Source organism: Endozoicomonas sp. ALD068, from assembly GCF_049310145.1.
Classification (GTDB): domain Bacteria; phylum Pseudomonadota; class Gammaproteobacteria; order Pseudomonadales; family Endozoicomonadaceae; genus Endozoicomonas_A.
On sequence record NZ_JBLYNU010000004.1, the window covers coordinates 1,757,333 to 1,780,998 of the forward strand.

Consider the following 23,666-nt stretch of genomic DNA (forward strand, 5'->3'; position numbering starts at 1 on the left):
GCATGCCACGATAGAGTGTTTCATCGGGAAAGGCCGCACAATATACACTTTTAGGCTTGTGATTATGGTGCGGCTAACTTGATGTCGGCATTGTGCTGACAGCTATCAGTGTCACATACATTTATAAATCACCACAAAGGCTAAAGTTGGTTGTATGAATAGGTTTTAACTGATTTCTGAATACGTTCCAGCGCATTTGCTATTATTTCACCGTCAGTGCTATGTCACTTAAAGCGGACATATGCACGTTAAAAGGGCATTCTGCTAAGGAAGGAGAAGTTAAGACTTCGACGTTAAGTTCTGCAGAATCCAACTTTTTGCCGTGAGGCAACCACCACTCTTTGCGAGTCTTCCCACGCAGCAGCCTCCTTGCTGCAATTACACCAGAGCTTAATCACTCTGGCTGGCGTGTTGTTCTGCTCGTCAGAATAACCTGTCACATTTGCTGCCCATTTCTCAGAGCGTGAGTACCTGTGTTTGCCATCACCCATTACATCGGATCACAGGTAAGTGCGCACTGAAATCTGGTTGCAGCGCATTTCCAAAAAAAACCATTTCAAGAGACCCTCTCTGGATATATTGGCATCCGTGCCACACAGCCAGACCAGTGTCTTCTACCGGCATTTTCTGTTGATTTGATCAACTTTTTTATAAGCAGGCGAACGTGCTAAACCCGGCCATTCTTCAGTATTGGTTATAACAGCAACCGCCTCAGCTGCTGGCATCAGCAAAGCTCAGCTCTCTGGAGCAATGAGCGTCACTGCCCGCAACCCTTGCGTTACAGGCTGTCCCGTCTGGCCACTGCGTGATGTGGCTTCGAATTGAACTTTGTTCAGGGTTTCGGGACTGATTGTCCGATGTGCCAGATTTGGATGGAGGGGTGGAGCTGTGTCTCATTTTTTAAGCCGTAACGGCCATAATTTTGGTTTTGGCCGACAGTTGTCTTATGCCGGACGGAATGCACTCAGGGCAATGATGCCGGGTCAATTTTGTACGGTGGCCACCCACTCTGAGCGATGGAAACAGTTTTGTGCCTGGTGTCAGACCCGGAATATTTGTGAAGCTCATCAGTTGAATAACCGGACATTGAAGCACTATGCCGTTTACCTGCGGGCAAGGCTGGAAGGGCAGGGCAAACCATTATCTGTTGCCACAGCACAGAATCTGCTGTCTACCTGCAATGTGGTTTTGAAGGCGCTGCGAGGCAATGAAGATATAAGGATTAAACCCTCTGAGGCTCTACAGGTGAACCGGGAGAAAATTCGCACTGAACCACCGGAGCTAAGCAGGGATAAGTTGGCTCAGGCACAAGCCGAGTTACTTTTGAAAGGGCAGGAGCGAATAGCAGCCGTTTTAGGTCTATGTCGAGAGCTTGGGCTGCGTTCCCGTGAAGCTGTGCTATTGGATTGCCATAGGGCTCTTGAGCAAGACAAAGCCTGCGGAAAAATCGATATTGAGCGGGGTACAAAAGGCGGACGTGGAAAATCGACGTCTACCAGTCCTTCACGAGTTGAACGGTGGGTTCCAGTATCCGGCTATGCACGTATGGCTTTGTCTCAAGCGGTAAGGATGCAGGGCGACAACGATTGCCTGATACCTGTCGGTAAAAAGCTTGAAGATTTTCTGGCTCTGGTGCGTATGCTCAGCGGCCCGGTTCTCAAAAAGTATGGGCTGAATAACCGGCATGATCTCCGGGCGGCCTACGCTTGTGAACAATATCAACAAATTACAGGTTGTTCTGCACCTGTTTTATCAAGTGGTATCAACATTGATATACACGGCGATCTTCAAGCCCGGAAGGCCATCGCTGGTCTGCTAGGCCATCACAGAAGCACTGTGGTTTCAGCCTACATTGGCAGTAATCAGCGAGATAGAAGCAAAGGGCGACTGCCGAAAAAACGACGTTGAATTAGCGATCTGAAATAACTGGACAACACGAAGAGTCGGTCACTACGCGACCTGATTAAAATCAATGCGTTCCAGCTTTGCTGTATCGACCACTTGCCTGGCTTTCCACAAGTCAAAGCTTTCCTGAAGTGTCATCCAGCTTTCAGCAGAACCACCCAGTACTTCCGACAGTCGAATGGCCATTTCCGGTGAAACACCTGCTTTTTCATTCAGCAAACGATTGAAAGTACTTCTGGCCACGCCCAGTTGGTCGGCAATTCTATTAGCGGTCATTGAGGTGAATGGCTCAATATAGGTGCGGTAGATCAATGCCCCTGGGTGAGGTGGGTCAAATTGTTGTGTAGCCATCAGTGGTAATCCTCGTAGTTCACGATGTAGGCATCTCCGTCTTTAAATTCAAACACAATGCGCCAGTTACCTGATACGTTAACGGCCCAAAGGCCTTCACGGTCGCCCTTCAACGGATGGAGGCGGTAGCCCGGTTTATCCATGTCATCAATGGTTTTTGCTGCATTCAAAAAAGCCAGACGATCACTGATTCGGGTGGCATGGGAAGGTCTTATACCTGATTTGGAACCTTTGGTGTAGAACTTCTCAAGCCCTTTGTGTTTAAAGCTTTTGATCATTATTGTAACGTAGCTATAAATTCCCTGTTGCGCAATTAGTAATCATTTTATTATGGTTAAATGCCGCAGATTCCAGGTTAGTGAGATCTGCAACCACTAGTTCGTTCGTTTCTGCCAATATTTGATAATGATTGTAGTTAGAATCAGGTCATGCAGGTTGCAAGCTGCATAGACCGTTGCCTTGGTAAATTCATAACTCGCATCAGCAGCTTGATATGAGATCAGCGCAATTCCGCACACAGTCTGTGCTGAATCTCTGAAATAGAAGATAGAATCGGCGATGACTGGACCCCTGAGCAAGTTGTGAAGCGACACGAAAAAATTGAATTAGCGATCATGTGTCCTATAGTTACCACTCCTTCCTGGAATATGATCTATGGCGTAGTGACCTCATCCTTGATGAGACCGCTACAACGGTAATGATCAGAATACGATCTCACAGGTCAGTGTGTTTTGCAGATCCGGCAGATAAAACACGCGCAGCGGTGAGGTGGTTGTCACAGGGAAATGACATTCCGGAATCAGCCTGTCAGCTTTGCGATCAGACATTCAGAGCATCAATTTTCTACTGACGTTAGCAGAGAAAGTCTGTTTTCGTGTCCATTGATCACTTCGGTGATCCACCCTTGTCGTATGAGCTTCTGGCTTCGCCAGAATCTTATTCGTCCCTCTGCATGGCAGAATTTCTCTGTCATCTGAGGAAGTTCTGTCTTGCATCTTGTTTTTCAGGAAAGTGAGAGAGAACTTCTTATGAATCATTCTTGTGTTGTTAATGATAGTGGCAGTGCCAACGATCTGGTGGCTCGTTTTGCGGAGCGCTATGGCTTCCGTGAAGATGAGTTGTTGAATACTTTGGCGCAGACAGCGTTTCGACAGCAGAACGGCAGCGTTCCCACCCGGGAGCAAATGCTGTCTTTGCTGGCAGTGGCAGACAGCTATGGTTTGAACCCATTTATCCGGCAGGTGTGGGCTTTATCCGACAGAAAAGGTGGAGTATTGCCTGTGATATCTGTCGATGGTTGGGTTTGTATCATGAACTCCTATCCAGAAAGTGATGGGATTGAATTCGGTTATCCCGATGAACTTATCCAGTTCGATGAGGATATGAAACCCTGCCATCCCTGGATTGAGTGCACGGTTCACCGTAAAGATCGGGAACATGCGATTCGGGTACGTGAGTATCTTGATGAGCTCTACCGGCCTGCGGTGATAAAGAATGGCAAGAAATTTCCCGGCCCCTGGCAGACTTGTCCTAAGCGAATGCTTCGCCATAAGTCTCAGATTCAGGCCATTCGGATTTCCTATGGTCTCAGCGGATTATTTGAACCGGATGAAGCTGAACGGTTACTGGAAACCCAGATGGGTGATCCTGTGCCTGATCTGCGGGAGTCTGAGTCAAAGCTGGCAGAAGCAGCGGGCAAGAAAGTGAAGGAAAAAGCTGGGCTTGTGTCGCCTGAACCGGATGTTCAGGATGACACGCTGGCTGAGATAGCAGGGGAGTTATTACCAGCGAAAGCCATTATTGGTGATGAAGTGCCTGAGCCCAATGGTCTTGAACCACAGGTTGTGTCGTTTATTGAACAGATTGTGGAACGAGCCAGGGGAACAGGAGCCTTTACCGCCGCTCAGGGTTTTGCCCAGGAGCGGTTTAAGGAAGATGGTAATGCTCTGAATTACTGCCTGTTCCGGCTGGATGTTGCGCAAGCAGAATCAGCAGAACAGGCTGTTTAAGGTGATTTGTGATGAAGCAGGTCAATCTTGAACAGCGATCCAGGGAATGGTTCGACTGGAGAAGCTGTGGCGTCACAGCCAGTGATGCCGCAGTGATCCTTGGGCAGTCACCTTATAAATCTCGTTGGCAGCTTTGGTGTGAAAAGAAAGGTGCAGAGAAATCAGGGATTCTGAAGGAACCGGATTTATCTTCAAACCCTCATGTTCAACGCGGGATTGAGGATGAAGACGACGCAAGGATTCAGATGGAAGAAGCGTTGGGCGATGCACCGCTCTTGCCCGTTTGTGGAGAGTGGGAACAGAACCCAAGGCTGCGTGCCAGTTTTGACGGTATGACCAGGGACGGTATTCCGGTAGAACTGAAAGCGCCAAGTGAAAAAATCTATCAGGATGTGAAGACTTTGAAGGGTCAGTCGGAAGGCTATCGACGTGCATTTGCACAAGTGCAGTTTCAGATGTTGGTTGCAGACTCTAACCGCGCCTGGCTCTGTTTTTATCGAAAAGGTAGGCCGATTCTTCCAGCCTGTATCAGCAGGGACGATCACCTGATTCAGCAATTGCGGACGGAAGCAGAAGCTTTCTGGCAGCTTGTGGAAGATGGTGATGAGCCGGAGAAAGATCCGAATCTGGATGTTTATGTGCCAGAAGGTCCGATGGAGCAGGCGCATTGGCTCAAGCTGGCAATGGTCTATCGCCGTCGTCAGTATCGTCTCGATGAGTTGAAAGGGATGCTGGAAACCGGGAAGTCTCAACAGAAGCGGCTGCAACAGGAGTTGCAAAAGTTAATGGGCGCTTTCCGGGTAGCTGAGTCTGATGGTTTACGTGTCTGCTGCAGTGAATGCAGTGGTTCCATAGATTATCAGAAAGCGCTGGAAGCGTTGTGCAAACAGCACCAGCTGGCGTTGCCGGATCTTGATGCTTTTCGCCGCAAGGCGAGAGAACAGGTAAGGGTAACCTTGTTGGAAAGGAGAGTGGACGACAGAGAGTCAGAAATTGAAGTGTCTGAGAATGATCGGTTGATCTTAAACCCGACCGTCAGTCACCAGAACTTCTATTTCTGAATCCAATTTTCATTAACCCGGGTGGGGCAGTTGTTTTCCCCATCCGGGGGAGATTTCTGCCCTTTTTTTGTTTTATGAGAGTGCAGGATATTAACAATGGAAAATGATGCTCAGTCTGAGCCAGTGGGCTTGCAACCGGCATTTTATGAGCTGAATGAAACCTTCGATCTGGATTCCAATCAACTGATCCTGCTCGAAGGTTATAAGGAATGTGGGCATCCGGCAGTACCGGCTGTTCAGCCTTATGTATTTGACAGAGACCGGCTGCGGAAGGTGCTGGCGTTTCTGGATAATCCGGAGGGTGATGGCTTGTATTTGTGCGGTCCGACAGGGTGTGGGAAAACCAGTCTGGTTTCCCAGGCTGCTGCAAGGTTGCACTGGCCAGTGCAGATGGTGCCTGTTCATGGAAAGTTAGAGCTGGATGATTTGCTGGGACAGAAAGTGTTGGATAAGGGATCAACTCCCTTCCAATATGGCGCTCTCAGCATTGCGGTAAAAGACGGTCATATTCTGATCCTGGATGAGATGGATGTTGCCGACCCGGCAGAACTCGCTGGTTTGTATGATCTGCTGGATGGTGCGCCTCTGGTATTGGCGCAAAACGGCGGAGAAATCATTCCGGTGCATCCACGATTCCGGTTTGTTGCCACCGGTAACAGTGCCGGAGCAGGGGATGGCAGTGGTCTGTATCAGGGCATATTAAGACAATCATTAGCCTGGTTGGATCGGTTTCGTGTGATTTCGGTGGATTATCCTGACGAATTCACAGAGCTGATGATTCTCAACCAGGTGGTGCCCGACCTGCCCGTTGTCGTCAGAGAAAAGATGGTGAAACTCGCTAACGAGGTGCGTCGTCTGTTCACGGGTGACTCTGATGGAAGAGCCGGAGAAGGCGAATCACAGCTCAGTGTCACTTTGTCCACTCGTGGACTGGTGCGCTGGGCAAGATTATCACTCCGGTTTCAGGGTGCACCCAGAGTATTTGAGTATGCGCTGGAACAAGCCCTGACTGCCAGAGTGGAACCTGCGGAGCGACAGGCGATTCATCGGATTGGGCATGATGTATTCGGTGACTTATGGTCTTCAGGAGTCGACTCATGACAGATCACGCTGTTGTAGACAAAGTTCTGGATCAAATGTCTGTGATTGCCCTGGACTGCTCCATCTGGTCGGGTGCCCGTCGTCTGAAACCAGAGGATTTGGTGCTGGGAAAAGGTGGTCAGTTGCCGTCTGATGAAGTGGCATCGCTGGGAAGCAAAAAACTGTGTAAACGGGAAGTGCTCAAGCCATTTCATCGTCTGAGAGATCAGGCCTGTCGGCTCTGTGGTAGAGAAGGTGTGCGGTTTCTGGGTGGTTATGCTGTGCCCGATCATTATGTTTCAGGATTAAGTCTGACACTGGATCAGGTTCAGCAGGACTTTAACCAGGAAAAGAGGGTGTTTCTGACAGGCTATGACCAGCATATTCAGGAATGGGTGAGTGCCCATCCTGACTTTGCCGAAGCCATAAGAAGTGCCGTGCCGGATGCTCAGGATGTAGGTCAACGTTTTCATTTTGGTTACACGACTTACAAAGTTGTGGCATCGCCCCAGCCGGAGAACCTGAATCAACAGGTAAACCAGTTGGGTGGCACACTGCGAGAAGAAATCAGTCGAGATGCCCAGGCTCTGTTTGAGCAGACCTTCAAAGGGAAAAACAAAGTCACCCGTAAAGCCCTGAATCCGATTCTTCGGCTCAGAGATAAACTGGATGGTCTGTCGTTTGTTGATCCCGGAATTTCACCCATAGTGCAACGGCTGGATGCCGGGTTATCGCAATTGCCTAACAACGGAGCATTGGAGGGTGAGGTGCTGACTCAGCTGATGGAGCGGGTTTTACTGCTGTGTTCTGTGGAGCAAATGGAGCGTTGTGCGGAGGGGTTGATGGCTCTTGAACCTGTGAAGGTGCAGGAACAGGAAATGCCTCAAACCCAGTCGCCGACATTAAATGAGATAGAGATTCAGGAAGAACCTCTCAAAGAGCAACAGGTTGTCATACCGCAGGAAACGGTTCCTACAGCCACTTTCTACTTTTGAACCGGCTGGTGTAATCCAGCCATCCCAAGCGGGACATAGTGCCCGCTTGGGCAGGAGCTATGTCCCTTTTTTATGTATACGAGGTATTTGGATATGGCTTCTGTTTTACAAAAAGCGCTCCCTATTGTTGGCTGTGCATTGGGCAGAAAGATGGGTGTTCGGGTTGAAGTCTCTGGCCGTAAAGCGTGCACCGATGGCGAGTGCATCTGGATTCCAGCCTTTGACCCGCAGCAACGTGAACAAGAAACCCTTTGTTGGGGATTCTTGAGTCATGAGGCTGCTCATGTGCGTTACACGGATTTTGATCTGGACTATGAAGGCTCTGCTCTTCGGCACAGGCTGACTAACCTGCTTGAGGACATTCGGATCGAAAAAGCAATCAGCCAGGAATACCCTGGTGCTGGCTTTTCGCTTGCAGAAGTCATCCGGCAGTTAGTGGCTGAAGGTCGTGTAGGTGCACCAAAAAAGAGTGATCCACCTGTGAAGGTGTTAAACGACTCTTTATTGTCGATTCTGCGCTACGAGGTGCTGGGACAGATCGCTTTGGAGCAGGAAGCAGCGAAAGCCCGTGAAGTGATGAAAGACTGTTTTTCCAGACAGTTACTGGATTCGCTTGATGAACATTTGGTCAAGGTGCCTGACCTGAAAAGCACGAAGGAAGCTTTGAGTCTGGCTGACCAGATTATCGCGTTATTTCAGAATCTCAGCCATGAAAATTCTGAAAGCGAAGATTCAGGTGAGGCAAGTGCGGAAAAAACAGAAAATTCGTCAGTAGATCAGGAAATCTATTCTCAGCATTCTGATACACAGGATCAGGAGGATAAATCAGATTCTGTGTTAGGTGATGATCTGGAATCCGATTCTGAGGAAGGAAAAGAAATAAAAACTGAGAATTTGTCAGGAAACGATGATCAATCTGTTTCAGCAAACGGAGAAGCTTCAGACAAGGCTGAAGACCCGATTCTGAAACGAATCCTGGAGTCGTCCGATGTTGACTGGCCTGAAGACCTCTACGAATCCGTGGCAGGACAGCTTGAATGCTGGAGTTACAAGCAATCACCCAGATTGTCAGCAATAACTACGACACCTGGAATTGATGAAGTGTTCATAAATGATGAAGACAGAGAGGCCGCAAAGGATTTGCTCTGGAAGGTAAAGTCAGAATCCGCTCGTCTAGTTGCACAGCTAGCCGGATTGGTTCAGGCGAAGACCTTAACCAGAGATCGCACTGGCAAGCGAGGTATGAGAATCAATGGTAAAAGGCTGCACAGGATAGCTCTGGACGATGGTCGTCTTTTCAAACGACGTTCAGAATCCATAGAAACCAATGCGACAGTTCATATTTCTCTCGATATCTCAGCGTCCATGGGCCCACGGATGGAACTGGCAAGAGAAGCGGTTCTGGCTCTGATAATGGCATTGAAGCCGATTAAAGGAGTCACTGTGACCGCTTCTGCCTATCCTGGCACTCTGTCTGACCGGGTATACCCAATAGTTTCAGGCAAGGAGTCCGATCTACGAATTGCAGGAACACTCTCTGCTCTGGACAGCCATGACTCAACCCCCATGGCCACAGGGTTGTGGTATGCAGTGCATCAGATTTGTCAGTCAAATGCCGAAAGGCGCTTGATTCTGATGATGACCGATGGAGCACCGGATATTGATCACTATGATGCGGTGGTTGATCTGGTGAAACGCTGTGGCTTTTCAGGGATAGATGTTGTGGGGCTGGGGATCGGTATTCAGTTGTCGGAGGAGCTGTTCCCAAGAAATCTGATGATTGAGCAGTTGGGGCAGCTAAAGTCCTCTCTCTTCGCTTTGACCTGGGACTGGTTGGTTCGATAGGTTGTGGATCAGATTGATGGAGATTAATAAAACCGGGCAGGGAGTGCCCTTTAAAAATGTTTTCCTGCTTGCCAATGTGGTTAACGCCAGTGAAGTCGAGTGGCTGAGTTTTGCTTTCATTGGGAAAGGATCTGCTGTTCACAGAGGAGTTGGCATTGCTTCTAAGCAGAAAATCTTTAAACTGACTGAATGCAGCTGGGGCGTCTAAATGGCCTACCGCCTGCGAAAAAGCTTGCCGAATATACCCGGGGCTGGATGGGGTATTTCAGAATAAACGAATATTACCGTGCTATACCGCTAATGGATCAATGGATACGTCGGCGCATCCGCTGCTTTTTCATTAAGCAGTGGCGCAAGCCGAAAACCCGTTATCGAAATTTAGTCAAGTTAGGTGTTGATCATATCAAAGCCGCTTCGATTGCAGCCAACAGCAAAGGGTATTATCGCTTGAGCAAAACCTTCGCAACACAGCAGGCATTCAACGACAGTTACCTTGCAAAAATTGGGCTTGTTTCTCTGAAAGAGTTGTGGATCAGGTTTCACTATCCTCGGTGAACCGCCCGGTGCGGACCCGCATGCTGGTATGGTTGGGGAGGGCTGGAGAAAGACCAGCTCTTACCCGATTTAGCTTTGGCTTTGGGTTTGTATAAATTTTTTGGCTATTTTAAGGTTTTCATGTCTAAACAGACTGAGAACTGCTATGTACAAAAATGAAAGACAGAACGACATTATTGATGAATTTGAAAGAGTTGAAAGACCTTTTATGTAAACTGGTGTAATAGCTACAGAACAAGTTACTATGTATAGCCCCATATAGAGACTTACTCCATGCTTTTTTATGAAAGGTTTGGAGTAGAATTGTTTCCATTTATATGCGTTGGCCTCTCTATCAAATTCAATAAAATGGTTGGACTCATTTCTCTGACTTATTTCAAAGCTGGGTGAGCCTTTATTTAAAAGGTGCTTTATTTCATCTATCGAATATGTTTTTCCACTTAACGCAAAGAAGCCTTTCTCGATTATATATGGGTGTGTTTCCTTATTTTTTAAATCTTCAAGGAACTTCTTGGTAAATTCGTATTCATCTCTTCTACGGATTGACTTTGCCAAGACTACATCAACGATCAACTTGTACAAGGCAAAAACACTTGCCAAAGAACCAATAAACTTCAAAAAGAGTTCAATATCCATTTAATTCTCGATGTTGATGTTTGATAGAACCTAACATGGGATAATACAGAACACGCAGTATAATATCATTAACAACCGTACCAAGTAGGATAGTATCATGGCAGGGAAAGCTGCTCCCAAGTAAATGGCAAAGGCCGACCATTGCATCCGCATGGCCAAAGCCCGCCTTATCAGGGACATCCTCATCGGCTGGAAATAATGCCCATTTCAGCCTTACCGCCGAAGGCAACCTAGTGGACGCAGCCCCTATGGAAAAATCATGAAACCCCACACCCAGCAAGGACTTCAGACAGGTATTGTGTGTTCATGGCTGCCTTTTTCTGTTTACGCTTTAAGCCTGCTTAAAAGGTTTTGGTATTGTTCAACATATTCACTGCCATATGCCGAAAACCTGTGAGCATTTCAGCGGCATTGCCCCTTCTGATTCGACAATCATCTTCTCGCATTGCAACATCCATTTTCCAATGGAGTTTATTTTCGATCGCCCAATGCTCTCTTGCGGCATGTGAAAATTCTTCTGCTGTTAACTTCGCAGAGGAGATATAATAACGGACACTGATATCATCAGCATTGAACACTTTATCTTCCATTCTGGCAGAGAAAATAATCCCGAGTGTTTTCATTCCTTTCCAATCAAAAGAAAAATTAACGAACTCATCAAAGGTATCACTTACTATGTGAAGGCGTGTTTCCATTCTACCATGGCTTTTCTCTTCGATTCTGAAAGTATCACCATTCCATTGATTCACTTTTTCAACAGAGAAATGTTTCTCAAATGCTTCATAAAGCTTACCCTGGTTGCCTTTTACCGCTAACAAATAATCAGCGCCTTTATCAACGATTTTCTTGGCAATATCCCTCTGACACCCCATGGCGTCTATAGTTATGAGGCAGCCACGGATTTCCAGGAGATCAAGCAATTCAGGTATGGCGGTAATCTCGTTACTTTTATCATTAATTTTAATTTGGCCAAGAACCAATTCATTTGCAGTCGCAAATGCACTCACCATGTGAATTGCACCTTTGTCCTTGCCTTTATCGTAAGAGCCTCTTGCTGTTTTTCCATCAATTGCAATGATCTCACCATTGGTTGTCTGGTGACAGGCTTGCATCCACTCAATAAAGCATTTCTGGAATTGCTTTGGGTTAATAGCAGCAACTACTCTGGAAATTGTATGATGTGAAGGAATACCGTATTCAAATTCACCATACTTTTTTAACCATTGCAGTCTTTCATTGCCGAAGTCTTCAATTTCTTCTCAACCTTCGCAGCCTGCAATGACAGCACAGATGGTTAAGAGCAGAATATCGGCAAGTTTATGATCTACTTTCCATTGCTGACGTGCGTCATAAATGACAGATAGCCTATTCATTAAATCAAATGCATTCATTTCCAGGACATCCAAATCTTTTTTATATAAGACAATGGATGTGTATTTTACTCTATAGGTGGATATCCTTATAGCCATTGAGCTCAGTGGCTTCGGGGGCTTTCATGATTTCTCCCTAGAGTTAACAGTGTAGTGTGGGGGGAGCTGAAGAAAGACCAGCTCTTACCCGATTTTGATTTACTTGCATTTATTCGTGAAATACCTTCGTACATATGTATCAAGTAAGGCATTCAATTCCTTATCTACAGCATCATGCTTCTGTGGATTTCTTGCTTTTCTCAGATGTTTCTCAATAAATTTATTTGATAATTTGATAACAACTTTTTTATGTTCAGTATAAAGTTCTTTTGTCCAATTTAATTCTTTAGCTTTCTCTAAGTTGTTATTGAATGATCTTGTAATAATAAATGCAAATTTACCGTAATCATTTGCAAGGTAAGAGTTTATTTGCCTGTATTCTGTTGATCCTAATTCTTGGTAGTTCTTTATTTCAAAAATAATTTGCCTAGTTTTATAGTCATCTAATATTCGTTTCCAGAACTTGGTTTCACCCAAGTTTGTACCCACGATGTCTCTCTGTTGCAATCCATTTTTATTTGGGTGTATTTCAATATTGCATATAGATCCAGCGAAAATTACTTTAAGTGATTTTAGAGCCCAAGATTCAAAATCATAAGCGCCAAGTTTTCCTTCTTTTATATCTTCTATTTCTTGAAGTAATGCTTCTATTCTTTGGTTTCTATGCTCTTTACTTATAGAAGTTACTTCAATGTCGTATTCGTCGTTTATGTCTTCTGCTTCGTCAATTTTTAGTTCTGACTGAGTTGTTGCTAAAGCCAACCAGTAGCATGGATGTATGAGAAACCGAGACTCTGAATTAAAATCTCTATCAGGATCTTTGCCGTCATGACAGAATACAAAGGACGCAGATTGTTCATTATACATCCCCAAAAAGCCAACACTGTACAAGCTTTGTAAAACCTGCTTTGCATTTTCGAATAGGAAAATATCTTGTTGTTTATTTCTTTTTAATCCATCTTTGCTAAGAGGTCTATCAATAATTTCAATTGATTGTTCTAAGTTTATTTCTGATGATGAACCATGAAAAGATGAAGTAAACTGATCCAATGATGGAAAAATATATTCATATTCCTTATGTAAGTCAGAGAGTCTATTTGATGAAATTGTTTTTGCTGTAATTTCAATATCGTCAAGAACTATATGTTTTCTCTCTTTAGAGTTAGCTCTTAGAAATGCTTCGTTAAGCAGTACTAGAATATCTCTTGGGCGGTAGAGAGTACGTTTAAGTGCAACCCTAAAACCTTCCATGCCTTTTAGTTCTTTAGCGGCGAATTCATTCCAAACTCTTACACTTTTTTCTGTGTCGGTATTAAATGCAGCTCTTAATCTTTTACAGACAAGATTAAATAAATTATATTCATCCCAGTGTAGTCTTAATGCTTGGCCTTCGATATTTCTTGTGAAATCAGGATCAAGTTTTGAAATTGCTCTATATATATTGTCCCTAACAAATGCGAAGGCTACTACTTTCTCGTCTAGTTTAGATTTTATGTCTATAACTGTTTGTACGAATCCATCTACTATTGCAACACCTAAATTGTCCGGGCTATAACCTTCATCTAACTTATCTGCAAAAATAACATATTGTACATTCGAATTTTCTAAAGCTTCTGAAAGAACTTCTTCTAAAAGATCGAGTTCAAGAGAGTCGGATAAATCGGCAATTCTTGACTGTGGTGTTGCAGCTTCAGTTAATAATGATTTAAGCTTCCTTCTTACTTTCGTAGCAATACTTTGCCGCTTAGACCCCCAAGATGATATATGATCACGAATAGCGGCAGCGTCAATGTTCTTTGAATATTTATAATGATTTGTTATGTCGGTAATTACTTCCATATAAATCGCATATCTCCACGCCATTTTTGTACCGGCTTTTATATGGAGATATTTATCACCAAATAATTCAAAAATATCTCTAAGACCAATAACTTGTTCTTCTTCTGGTGCGATTTTTATAATAGAAGTTCTTGGCTTTGCTTCCCAGTGCTTCGATAACTTGTGAGCAATTGCACTTTTTCCTGTACCTCTTCTACCCACTACTATCGGTCGATCATAGGATTCAACTAAAGCTTTGTAATCTGAAGATTCCCAAAATGCACTCTCTAACATTTTGGTATCTTGTTCAGCTCTAATGTCACCGAGTACATTTCCCTTCATTTACTTCTCTCTAAATTATTAATGATAATGTTTGGTTAAACCTAACGAACCTGTAGAAAAAACCAAAAACAAAGCCGTAAAACTTTTGGCCCCTGTTTTTAGCGAGAGCTGATCTGCAGGCTCCCGGTTAATTTATAACTTTTCCATCTTGGCTTATTACCAGTCTGAGAACCGTTCAGAACACTGCAGGCGCTTCTGGCGGGGCAAGCTGTTCACACAAACACCGACCAGAGTCTCAGCGTTTCTTTTTGATCTTCTCCATCCGCTGTAGCAGCTTCTCGCCGCCATAACCATGGATTTTCTTGAGATTGTGCAAAGCGCATATCAATTGCTACTGGGCATTGACCTTAGGACGCCCTCGAAGCATGAACTGGGTGAGCCCCATCTCATGCATATGACCGAAGGGCGGTTCGGCTATGGCGAGGCGTTTGCTGTAAATCCGTTTATTTTCCTGCACCCCATTTTGAGTTCTGCCTGTCAGTCTCTTTGGCGGATTGCGGTGACGAAGCTTTAATAGCTCTTCACTGTCGTTCACCCGTCTGGTTCGCTCCTGACCTGCCGCTGGTTGAGACTAAACGCTTGAAGGCGTTCTCCCCAAAGCTTCACAACTTGGATTACTCCGCAGCATGTCCGGGTAGGAGCAGCTGGAAGTACAGCAGTCCGAATCACATTATATGTGTCGATACCTCAGCCTTACCCTTGTGAATCGGGCTTATGCGTCCCCGATTCGCTGGTCGCATGCACGCTACCGCTCCTCAATACCATTTCATGAGTCCTCAGGCTGTTTTGCTGCTCTATAAACAGTATTAAAATCACTGTTGTACATCATTTCGGATTCTTCCGTTCTGAGATAAATCAATCAATACAGGCATCCCAGCTCGGAAAATAATCAAATTCATATCCCTCAGTTACTACAAAGCTCAAATGCCAAAAGTACGCAAATGTGTGCCAACTTCATATCTGAACAGTAGTCAGTAGCTATTATGCAGTAATTTCCTACTGCATCAAATCGTTGAAAAATAATGCCTTCATGTCACAGTATCCGACAGTTTTATTGCGGGATAATATTTCATGCCTCTGAAGGGCTGAACCTGCTTATCGACACCGATCATAGCCCGAGTTTGTAAGCATTCAGGCGAGATAGCCTTTTTTTGGTGCTATACGAGATATTGCAGGCGGCAGCGTTAAGGCGCTACAACCAAAAGATATTTCTGGCTTGAGTGAGCTGCTTAATGATGAGCTGATAACCACCGTGCTGACCGGTAGGCGGGCAGCGGTCTGGCTCCAGGAAGGGGACATTCTTTTTATCAGTAAAGGATTACGTCATCCTGCCTGTTTTGTTCCGCAGAATTTGCCTCTGACTACGGCGGCTCCTAGCCTGTTTCTGCTAAGGGTGAAACTGGAATATAAGGGCAGACTCAATCTGGAATTTTTGGTCTGGCAGATGAACCAACTTCCCATTCAGCGATATCTTATGAACAGTGCCGAGGGCAGCCGCCAGATTAACATTCGCAAGGCTGTTCTCGCCGCTACACCTGTGGTCTTGCCAGATATTGAGACACAAAACACCATTGCCTGATTATACGCAGTAAGCATTCGTGAAAATGCTCTTCTGCAAAAGCTGATTGCCAATAGGCAACAGCAACTTTACACTATTGCTACTGATTTATTCGCTTCAGATTACTAACTGAGAATCGATGTACCTCATTCCCCTATTAACCAGCAAGAGATCAACAATACTGTCTGGGAGGCTTGTGACACCTATAGGTGCACTGTTGATCCGTCCATCTATAAAGACTTTATTCTGACAAAAAAACCTGCCAGAACCCAACAGCGAGATGGATATTTTTCTGTTTCCAGAGGCTTAGTGTATTAACGGTCAATAATCAGGAGGAACATTTGGTTGGCTTGAAGGAAAGGCAGTCGAAGATCATTCAAGTTTTGGGCATTTTTTACGAGTCCATGTATTCCTGATAGGGGTGGTGAAAGGCGGTGGTAAACAAATGACTTGAGTTTATGAACTTTATTGAGGATAATTTTTATTAGCATCAGCGGTGTTTTTATGGTTATTTTGTCTGCTAACAAAAAACCTACTAAAAATCAGCCGCTGGTACTTCTACCTATCAAATTGACTGATTTTTACCCACAGACATCCCTGAAGAGCCCTTTTTATAGACTTGCACTTATAGCTCACAAACTTTTTGAAATTTCAGGTAACTACCCCGTTATTCAACATGCTGATGATGACAGCTGATGCCACGCACATTGTAAAAGAACTCCATCACTGAAAGGTCTTTTTGGGGCGAAAATCAGGTAGTATTTTTTGCTATATGGCACATGAAATGGCATTAATTCAAATCGGCCCTTGAGCCAAAGGCTATTCGATTCCGGCTCCGGGCACCAACTCCAAAAAGTCTTCCAGAAATGGGAGGCTTTTTTTTGTGGTGCGCCGAGTATGGCGCGTAGCGCCAAACGGCGCTGTACCAGTACGCGTGGTGGCGGCTGGATGACTTGGAGGTGAAAGTCCTCTATCAGCCCGGCAAGGGGAATGATTAGCCGAACGGCAAGGGTGTCCATCGTGAGGTGGAATCTGAAGAAAGCTGAAGGCAAAACACTGACCCGACGAACAGGAATCGCATAGTAGGCGGTCGCAGTGGGTAAGAAGGCCATTATCTTCAAAGCCCAATACTTGCATGGAAACTGCGGACGTAGATGCGGCGGGTATAAGTGGTAGAGAAATTAGGACACCCAAATATGGAGGGCGGTGTTTGTCAACAAAGAGGTCGCCTCAACTTATGCAGCTAAATCACAATGCTGCTGATTCTCTGATCGCTCAGGGTTAAGCCATACCTCTAGGAGCCTTATATGGTCCGCCCCGTTTTGCAAGAGCCTGTTTTGTTAATTAACAAACAAAGATAACTGCAATCATATATACGGCCTATTCATGAGGTCTAACCCTCTGGCCCTGATGGGTATCCGCGCAACCTGGCCTTATCAGTCCGACGGCCTCAAGGGCCAAGACTCCTATCAGGTTTCAGGTTGCCGGTTTTTACCTGTTTGCCATCAACTGTACATGCTCATCGCAATCTGCGGGGGGGTTCCCCTTTGATTAAGCTTATGCTTTACTTTGCCGCTGCCGCCTTTACCTCATTATGCAGCCTTGTAAACTTCATTTCGGGTCATGATGACCCAGACAATCCGAGCCATTTTATTAGCCAGACCAACGGCGGCAACGTTGTGATTGCTGCGCTCATTAAGTTGGCTAACCCATTTTTTACAGCGGTCATCCTTATTTTTGAGGCAGTGGAGTACCGAACGTGCGCCGTGTATCAATAATGTGCGCAGGTATTTATCACCCCGTTTACTGATGCCCAGCAGGACTGACTTACCGCCTGTGGAATGCTGTCTTGGAACTAATCCCAACCATGCGGCAAGGTGTCGACCAGATTTAAAATACGTCGCATCACCAACGGCTGCCTTCAATGCTGTGGCAGTGATGGCTCCGATACCCGGCATAGTCATCATTCGACGACATTCGTCGTCGTTTCCAGCCAGCTCCTGAATTTTCTGGTCATACTGTTGAATACGCTTGTCAAGACTGGCCAACTCTTCTGATAAACCATGTAGCAGCTCACGAGTCAGCGAATGGAGTCCATTTTCAGCATCTTCCAGAATTCGTGGAAGCTGTGCACGAACTTTACCAATACCCTGGGCAACCACAATACCTTCTTCCAATAGTGACCCCCGGATCTGGTTAACCAGGGCAGTTCTCTGATCAACCGCTTGTTGACGATAGCGGTGCAGAAGTTGCCAGGCCTGCTGCTCTGACGTTTTAACAGGTACAAAACGCATGCTGGGCCGTGAAGCTGCTTCTGCAATCGCTTCAGCATCGTTGTAGTCATTTTTGTTGGTCTTGACATAAGGCTTGACAAATTGAGGTGAAATCAGCTTGACAGTATGCCCATAGTTCTTGAATAACCGAGCCAAATAGTGAGCACCACCACAAGCTTCCATAGCGATAATGCATGGCTCCAGATTTGCCACGTACTCCAGAAGGTTCTTCCTGGACAACTTCTTTCTGATGACTTTGCTACCCTGGTCATCAACACCAAACAGGTGAAAGTTGTTCTTGCCAATATCGATACCAAGTACTGAAATAGTCATGGGTGGTTCGCTCCGGTTAATCTTGTTTAAATGGTTAACTCCATTTTGGCTCATTTGAAGCCGTTTAGGAGGGGCGGACCATCCCATTAGACCGAGAATAGCGCCCGTCTAGGCGACCCCGTAGCGAGGACGGCAGAAAATTGAGGATGAAAATTCGGTTTTGTGAGGTGAATAGCGAGCTATTTGACGAACAAAAGCGGATTTTCAGACCAATTTGCTGCCGCCACAGTAGGGCAGTCTATTCTCGGTCAGGCTCCTAGGAGCCTGACCGAGAATAGGCTTATCTGTTATGATAAGCCTTAAACCAACTCTGATTATGCCAAATGTCACCACCACCAAAGTTTAAGGACAGTCCTGTTGAGTTTGATCAGCATCTGCTGTTCCCAACCAACGTTTTCGATTTGCTTCCCAAAGATCATGATTGTTTTATTTATGAAAGCATTTTTCAGAACATTAATACGTCTGAAGTCGAAAAAAAATATCACCACCTTGGTCAGCACGCATACCCTCCAAAGCTCATTGTCGCTATTCTGATCTACGCATACAGCCATGGTGTTTTCAGTTCCCGTGAGATTGAGCGACGGTGTCGACAAGACTTGGCGTTCATGTATATCTCACAAATGAACTGCCCGAATTTCAGGGTTCTTGGTGACTTTCGTAAGGATAATCTGTCGTTTTTCCATGACTGCTTCAAACAGTCAGTCAAACTGGCCATTGAACTCAAAATGGCATCACTGGGTCATATCAGCCTGGACGGCTCCAAGTTCAAAGCCAACAGCTCAAAACACAAGGCCATGAGCTACGGGAGGCTCAAAGCGAAAGAGGCAGAACTCAGTGCCGAAGTGGATGAGCTGATCAAAAAAGCCAGTCAGTGTGATCAGGAAGAAGATGACGCCTACAAAGCAACCAATGGTTACAGCATTCCTGAAGACCTCCAGTTTAAAGAAGAGCGCCTGAAAAAAATCAAAGAGGCCAAGAAAGCACTTGAAGAACGTGAAAAAGCTTTAAATCCAGACAAACCAATAGACGACAAAAAGCAGATCAGTTTTGCAGATCACGATGCCCGCATGATGAGCAAGAAGGGGTATTGTGAGTACAGCTACAATGCTCAAATTACAGTTGATTCCGATAACCAGATCATTGTTGGCCAGCATGTCAGCCAACACGCCAACGATGTACAGGAAGTGGAGCCGGCGCTGAGGGCATTATCAGGAGCCACTGATGGCGCGGCTGTAGATAAGTGGAGTATGGATAATGGTTACTTTTCAGGGTCAAACTTACATACAGTCGAGCGACATGAGATTGATGCCTATATCGCAACCGACAAGGCGGAGAAGCCTGCCGCTGACGACCTTGAAAGCTCTGACAGGAAGTTTGTCAAAGCGGATTTTGCGTATGATTCCGAAGCTGATGTATTTATCTGTCCGGCAGGGGAAAAGCTGGTAACGAACCCGGCCAGCAAAAGCAAAAGAAAAAGCTACCGGGCAAACAAGACGGTATGCAGGGAATGCCCTTATCGTCGGAATTGCAGTGATTCAAAGAAAGAGGCTGGCAGGGTTATCCGTACCGATAAGTTTGAAAAAGCACGTCAGGCTATGAATAAGAAAATGGAGACAGCCGGTGCGAAAGCCATATATGAGCGTCGTAAAGTTATTGCGGAGCCACCATTTGGACAGATAAAAGAATCTGGTTTCCGAGGGTTCAGTCTCCGCGGCAAAGAAAAAGTTTCAGCGGAATTTTCACTGGTATGCACTGCGCATAATATCAAAAAATTTGTAAAAGCGGCTTCCACGAGGTCAATCCGTCTTGAAGATTTGAAAGAGGCTAAAAAGGCAGCATAGAGGCTGTGAGAAGGCATAAATATGCAAAAATGAGCAAAATCCCACTAATAATTGGATATTTTTTGCTCATTTTAAGATTTGGGAAAACTTCTGTTGGTCTGGTTGCGCTATTCTCGGTCAGGCTCCTAGCAGCCTGTCGGACTTAAGACTGTCCTACTGCGGTTGCAATAAATTGGTCTAAAAATCTCTGTTTCTTCGTCAAATAGCTCGCTATTCTCCTCAGAAACAGAGATTTTTATCCTCAATTTCTTGCAATCCTCGCTACGGACGCTTAAGTCCGACAGGCTGCTAGCGGTAATTTCCAGTTTCTGGTTATACGACTTCAGCAACGCTCAGGGTGTTGCTCTTTTGCTTTACGGTAAACTCTTTCACGATTCAGACCCTTTTTTTGAGCCTTCCTTGTGTGTCTGTCGTAACTTGATGCCACTGTGCTTATGCTCCATGTTGTACCAGTTTACGAACCCATACACCCACTCTCTGGCTGACTCCAGACTGGAGAAGTGATTCGGATACCCGGGTCGGTATTTCATGATTTTGAAGTCTGATTCCGGGTTTGAGTTATAGTCACTCACGCGTGGCCTGCTGAACGATGTCTGTGCACCCAGCTGCTGAAGAGTACTCAGTATGGTCGCCCCCTTCATCAGACTACCATTATCCGAGTGCAGGACCAGCGGTTGTTCCTGAAGGCTGATCTTATGATGCATGAAAGCTTTGCGGATCATCTGAGCAGACAGATCAGAGGACTCCCTCTGATGGACTTCCCAACTCTCAATCATGCGGCTATAGACGTCCAGAACCAAATAGTTTTTGTTAGGCATCCTTACATCTCTGTCAGTAACAATATTGAACTTAATAAAGAACTAAAGAACTAAAGGACGACTAAGAGGACTAAAATACATGAATCCAGTAACCACAAGCTCTAGCTTACTTGGCAAACACTCTAATATTGATCAAGAAAAAGCTCAAAGTATACAAGATACTACAGCAAGAAAAATACCTGAATTTGAAAGTGCTACACCAGAAGGAAAGCACATAGCACAAAGAGGGGTTGAGTGGCTTAATTATGGCGATCCGAAAATTTGGGATCTTGAATTTGAAAATGCAGTAACAAACGCAGTGGATAGTATTAAAAAAAATGACCTGAAATCATCAAACATTATTGAGCATTTTGAAAAAACAAGAAACCATATAGCGCTCAAAAGAAATAATGAGAAATTCAACCTATTTGGTTTGCGTAGAGATTTAAATACAGGGGGTGCTTTATTTAATAATAAATCGTGTTATACAAAAATAAACCGTAAAAGTAAGGCATATGGCTATGCACTGGAACGGGCTGTAAAGATTCCATATGACAAAAAACACTTTTTCAATTTGATCAGTGACGACGGATTATTATGGGCAAGAAAACATTTTTATGGCGGTGGTGCTACGGGTGAATTGAGATATGGCTTGGTTCATGGCCACATAGATGATACGCCAATTCCATTAACGCAGTATGTTTTTTGCCCTAGAGAATCTGGCAATAGAAGATATGAAAGCGAAAGATGGTTTGGAGTGGGCGATGATGATTATATTGGAGATAATCAAGAATCTGGTCTTTGGCTACACACTGGTAGGGAACAAATACCCATCGTGCTAGAGCATGTAAGAAATTTAATAGATAAAGCCATAAGCGGTGATCTAAGTGTTATTCCAAGAATACACTGGTGGTACGTTCACCTTGCTCCAACCTGCAGAGGCTCTGGGGGAATAGCAGAGATGTTAACAAATACATTGTGTCGGCTCCACGGTATTGACTTGCCAGCTTGGAAAAAGGGTATTGCACCATCTGTAGAAGTGCTTCTTGAGCCTAATGAAGAAAAGTTTTGCTCTAACTACCGTCTATTGTTTGAGCAAGGTGAAAAGAAACTCAAAGAAGTATTCCAGCCTGAATTAGATGCCTAATCGGGAAAGGGCAGAGTCTCACAACTCTGCTCCTCCCACAACACCGGCCATACGGATCACGTAGCTAAAAAAATGCCTCGTCAGCAAAATCTGTGGGGCATTTCTGGGTATTCCGGAGCCATTCCGGTAGTATCCGGCCACTGATTCCGGTAAATCCAGCCACCCCTTTTCTGACCAGTGGCGCAGTCCTATTTTTCACCGCTACCCTCAAACTTGAGACCTCTTCAAGGACGAGCGGATAGCATCATGAAGAGACTGCCCATGCGCAAGATTCGTGAAGTACTCAGACTCAAATTCGAGCACCTCCTCAGCGAGCGGAAAATCGCTAACAGCTGTAATATTTCCCGAGCAACCGTAAGTGACTATCTGGGACGCTTTGCCGTGTCGGGGTTGACTTGGCCACTACCAACGTTCCTAGCATAAAGGGCGTCATACCACCGAGCCAGGGCATATGCCTGAAAAACACCGAAACTATGCCGAATGGACGCCTGAGCGACTGCAAAACAGGGCGGCAAGGACAGGTCCGGAAACAGAAGCAGTTATCCGCCGCATCCTCTCAACCCGTCGACATCCAGAGCAAAGTGACCGCAGTTGCCTCGGCATCATGAAGTTAGGTTAAGGCTATGGTCATGACCGGTTGGAAAACGCCCGCCGTCGTGCACTGTATGCAGATACCTGCTCCTACCGAAGCATTGAGTCCATCCTGAAAAACAATCTGGATCAACAGTCGTTGTCAGAGCTGGAGCCTGATGAAGTGCTGCTGGATGACCATGAGAACCTGCGCGGCTCAGACTACTACCAATAACAGTTAACAAAGGGATAAGAATCATGTTACTCAATCCTACCCTGGAAAAGCTTCAGACTCTCAAGCTAACAGGCATGTTGGAAACTGGGCTCCCCTTCAGGCTCATTTCATATTGGAAGAGACTAAACTGGCAAGATCCAAATATAAGTCCTAAGCTCCATTCCGATGCGTCGCTGCGCTCCGATGAGGGAGGTGGCCGGATGCTACCGGATTGAGTGGCCGAATGCTCTGGAATAGCCAGGGTTGACAGGTTTGGCCGAAACGCCACTGATAAAGGCTGCTTTCCATTGCTGTATTTGTTCAGCAAAAAGGCCTTTCTTACGACAGTATTCGGCCATTTCTGCTTTATATAACGCCGCCGTTTCAATGATCACGGCTAATTGGTTTTCCGGTGTCCACTGATCTGGATTTTTTCCGTTGCCTGGCACAGGTATTCCTTGAGATAAAGCTTTCTTTCGCCAAGTGTACAGAGTCACATCGGGGATACCAGTATCACGTACCAGCTGAGAAACTGGCGCATTATTATTGGGGGGCATCATCATCTGAATGATGGACTCTTTGAGCTCTTCTGAATAGCGAGCCATTGATCACTCAGTGCCCGCCCCCTGTTTAGGTTTCTAAATTCAGGAGAGGCGACAACTATGCTGGCACAGGGGGGATTTGGATATTCAGGTATGCTCAAATTTATATGTTAAGTGAGGTTTTTCAGTGGAAAAAAGTTTGTTGCAGACATTGTTAATTTCTATTTTGATTACCACTGGAACGGTTAAAGGAGCTACTCTCCCAAATGCTCCGCCTGGGCCATTATCTATAGTTCTCGGTGACGGTTTCATTATTGTTGAGGCC

Annotated in this window: 19 protein-coding genes and 2 pseudogenes; 13 read left to right on the top strand and 8 right to left on the bottom strand. The window is 45.4% G+C overall.

What is annotated here, in order from left to right:
- The first annotated feature begins 888 nt into the window (after nt 1–888).
- The gene (locus ACO6V5_RS06265) at nt 889–1,908 is read left to right on the top strand and encodes an integrase domain-containing protein (RefSeq protein WP_422410172.1); all 1,020 of its coding nucleotides are present in this window, start codon (nt 889–891) and stop codon (nt 1,906–1,908) included.
- Between the two features lie 42 nt (nt 1,909–1,950).
- On the opposite strand, the gene ACO6V5_RS06270 is transcribed toward ACO6V5_RS06265, so the two are convergent.
- Both ACO6V5_RS06270 and ACO6V5_RS06275 read right to left on the bottom strand, forming a co-directional pair.
- On the bottom strand, nt 1,951–2,256 hold the full coding sequence (locus ACO6V5_RS06270) for a HigA family addiction module antitoxin (RefSeq protein ID WP_422410170.1): 306 nt from the start codon (nt 2,254–2,256) through the stop codon (nt 1,951–1,953).
- Nucleotides 2,256–2,534, bottom strand: coding sequence for a type II toxin-antitoxin system RelE/ParE family toxin (locus ACO6V5_RS06275; protein ID WP_257253225.1), 279 nt, complete (start codon nt 2,532–2,534; stop codon nt 2,256–2,258). The genes ACO6V5_RS06270 and ACO6V5_RS06275 overlap by 1 nt, the downstream gene beginning before the upstream one ends.
- 750 nt (nt 2,535–3,284) lie before the next feature.
- On the opposite strand from ACO6V5_RS06275, the gene ACO6V5_RS06280 reads away from it, so the two are divergent.
- From ACO6V5_RS06280 to ACO6V5_RS06305, 6 genes are all read left to right on the top strand, one after another.
- Nucleotides 3,285–4,265 carry a recombinase RecT gene (locus ACO6V5_RS06280; protein ID WP_422410166.1) on the top strand — a complete coding sequence of 327 codons (981 nt, stop codon included), beginning with the start codon at nt 3,285–3,287 and terminating at the stop codon, nt 4,263–4,265.
- Between the two features lie 11 nt (nt 4,266–4,276).
- Nucleotides 4,277–5,326: a lambda-exonuclease family protein gene (locus ACO6V5_RS06285; RefSeq protein ID WP_422410164.1), complete on the top strand. Its 1,050-nt coding sequence runs from the start codon at nt 4,277–4,279 to the stop codon at nt 5,324–5,326.
- A gap of 96 nt (nt 5,327–5,422) precedes the next feature.
- Nucleotides 5,423–6,427: an AAA family ATPase gene (locus ACO6V5_RS06290; RefSeq protein ID WP_422410162.1), complete on the top strand. Its 1,005-nt coding sequence runs from the start codon at nt 5,423–5,425 to the stop codon at nt 6,425–6,427.
- Nucleotides 6,424–7,401: a DUF3150 domain-containing protein gene (locus ACO6V5_RS06295; protein ID WP_422410160.1), complete on the top strand. Its 978-nt coding sequence runs from the start codon at nt 6,424–6,426 to the stop codon at nt 7,399–7,401. Before ACO6V5_RS06290 ends, ACO6V5_RS06295 begins: the two co-directional genes overlap by 4 nt.
- Before the next feature lie 93 nt (nt 7,402–7,494).
- Nucleotides 7,495–9,246 carry a hypothetical protein gene (locus ACO6V5_RS06300; protein ID WP_422410158.1) on the top strand — a complete coding sequence of 584 codons (1,752 nt, stop codon included), beginning with the start codon at nt 7,495–7,497 and terminating at the stop codon, nt 9,244–9,246.
- A 189-nt stretch (nt 9,247–9,435) separates the two neighbouring features.
- On the top strand, nt 9,436–9,801 hold the full coding sequence (locus ACO6V5_RS06305) for a group II intron maturase-specific domain-containing protein (RefSeq protein ID WP_422410156.1): 366 nt from the start codon (nt 9,436–9,438) through the stop codon (nt 9,799–9,801).
- A gap of 69 nt (nt 9,802–9,870) precedes the next feature.
- Here ACO6V5_RS06305 and ACO6V5_RS06310 read toward each other — a convergent pair whose 3' ends face one another.
- The 3 genes and pseudogenes from ACO6V5_RS06310 to ACO6V5_RS06320 all read right to left on the bottom strand — a co-directional run bounded on the left by ACO6V5_RS06310 (nt 9,871) and on the right by ACO6V5_RS06320 (nt 14,066).
- Nucleotides 9,871–10,437, bottom strand: a complete 567-nt coding sequence (locus ACO6V5_RS06310) for a hypothetical protein (protein ID WP_422410154.1) — start codon at nt 10,435–10,437, stop codon at nt 9,871–9,873.
- Between the two features lie 257 nt (nt 10,438–10,694).
- A pseudogene (locus ACO6V5_RS06315) lies at nt 10,695–11,828 on the bottom strand (ISAs1 family transposase).
- A gap of 177 nt (nt 11,829–12,005) precedes the next feature.
- Complete coding sequence (locus ACO6V5_RS06320) at nt 12,006–14,066, bottom strand: P-loop ATPase, Sll1717 family (protein ID WP_422410152.1); 2,061 nt, start codon at nt 14,064–14,066, stop codon at nt 12,006–12,008.
- Nucleotides 14,067–14,358: 292 nt separating this feature from the next.
- Here ACO6V5_RS06320 and ACO6V5_RS06325 point away from each other — a divergent pair, with 292 nt between their 5' ends.
- Both ACO6V5_RS06325 and ACO6V5_RS06330 read left to right on the top strand, forming a co-directional pair.
- Nucleotides 14,359–14,580 (top strand): hypothetical protein, encoded by a 222-nt coding sequence (locus ACO6V5_RS06325; RefSeq protein WP_422410150.1) that lies wholly within the window; start codon nt 14,359–14,361, stop codon nt 14,578–14,580.
- 702 nt (nt 14,581–15,282) lie between these two features.
- Complete coding sequence (locus tag ACO6V5_RS06330; protein ID WP_422410148.1) at nt 15,283–15,645, top strand: hypothetical protein; 363 nt, start codon at nt 15,283–15,285, stop codon at nt 15,643–15,645.
- 1,571 nt (nt 15,646–17,216) lie between these two features.
- Here the strand turns inward: ACO6V5_RS06330 and ACO6V5_RS06335 are convergent.
- Nucleotides 17,217–18,230: an IS110 family transposase gene (locus tag ACO6V5_RS06335; RefSeq protein ID WP_422492069.1), complete on the bottom strand. Its 1,014-nt coding sequence runs from the start codon at nt 18,228–18,230 to the stop codon at nt 17,217–17,219.
- A 323-nt stretch (nt 18,231–18,553) separates the two neighbouring features.
- On the opposite strand from ACO6V5_RS06335, the gene ACO6V5_RS06340 reads away from it, so the two are divergent.
- Entirely contained in the window at nt 18,554–20,071 is a 1,518-nt protein-coding gene (locus tag ACO6V5_RS06340) for an IS1182 family transposase (protein ID WP_422137198.1), read from the top strand.
- Nucleotides 20,072–20,439: 368 nt separating this feature from the next.
- On the opposite strand, the gene ACO6V5_RS06345 is transcribed toward ACO6V5_RS06340, so the two are convergent.
- On the bottom strand, nt 20,440–20,889 hold the full coding sequence (locus tag ACO6V5_RS06345) for a transposase (protein WP_422412782.1): 450 nt from the start codon (nt 20,887–20,889) through the stop codon (nt 20,440–20,442).
- Nucleotides 20,890–20,968: 79 nt separating this feature from the next.
- On the opposite strand from ACO6V5_RS06345, the gene ACO6V5_RS06350 reads away from it, so the two are divergent.
- The 3 genes and pseudogenes from ACO6V5_RS06350 (at nt 20,969) to ACO6V5_RS06360 (ending at nt 22,820) form a co-directional block, all read left to right on the top strand.
- Nucleotides 20,969–22,015, top strand: coding sequence for a hypothetical protein (locus ACO6V5_RS06350; RefSeq protein ID WP_422412780.1), 1,047 nt, complete (start codon nt 20,969–20,971; stop codon nt 22,013–22,015).
- 246 nt (nt 22,016–22,261) lie between these two features.
- Nucleotides 22,262–22,417 (top strand): annotated as a pseudogene (locus tag ACO6V5_RS06355) (IS21 family transposase); the annotation flags it as partial.
- A 235-nt stretch (nt 22,418–22,652) separates the two neighbouring features.
- On the top strand, nt 22,653–22,820 hold the full coding sequence (locus ACO6V5_RS06360; protein ID WP_422412778.1) for a hypothetical protein: 168 nt from the start codon (nt 22,653–22,655) through the stop codon (nt 22,818–22,820).
- Nucleotides 22,821–23,023: 203 nt separating this feature from the next.
- On the opposite strand, the gene ACO6V5_RS06365 is transcribed toward ACO6V5_RS06360, so the two are convergent.
- Nucleotides 23,024–23,404, bottom strand: a complete 381-nt coding sequence (locus ACO6V5_RS06365) for a transposase (protein ID WP_422138041.1) — start codon at nt 23,402–23,404, stop codon at nt 23,024–23,026.
- Between the last annotated feature and the right edge of the window lie 262 nt (nt 23,405–23,666).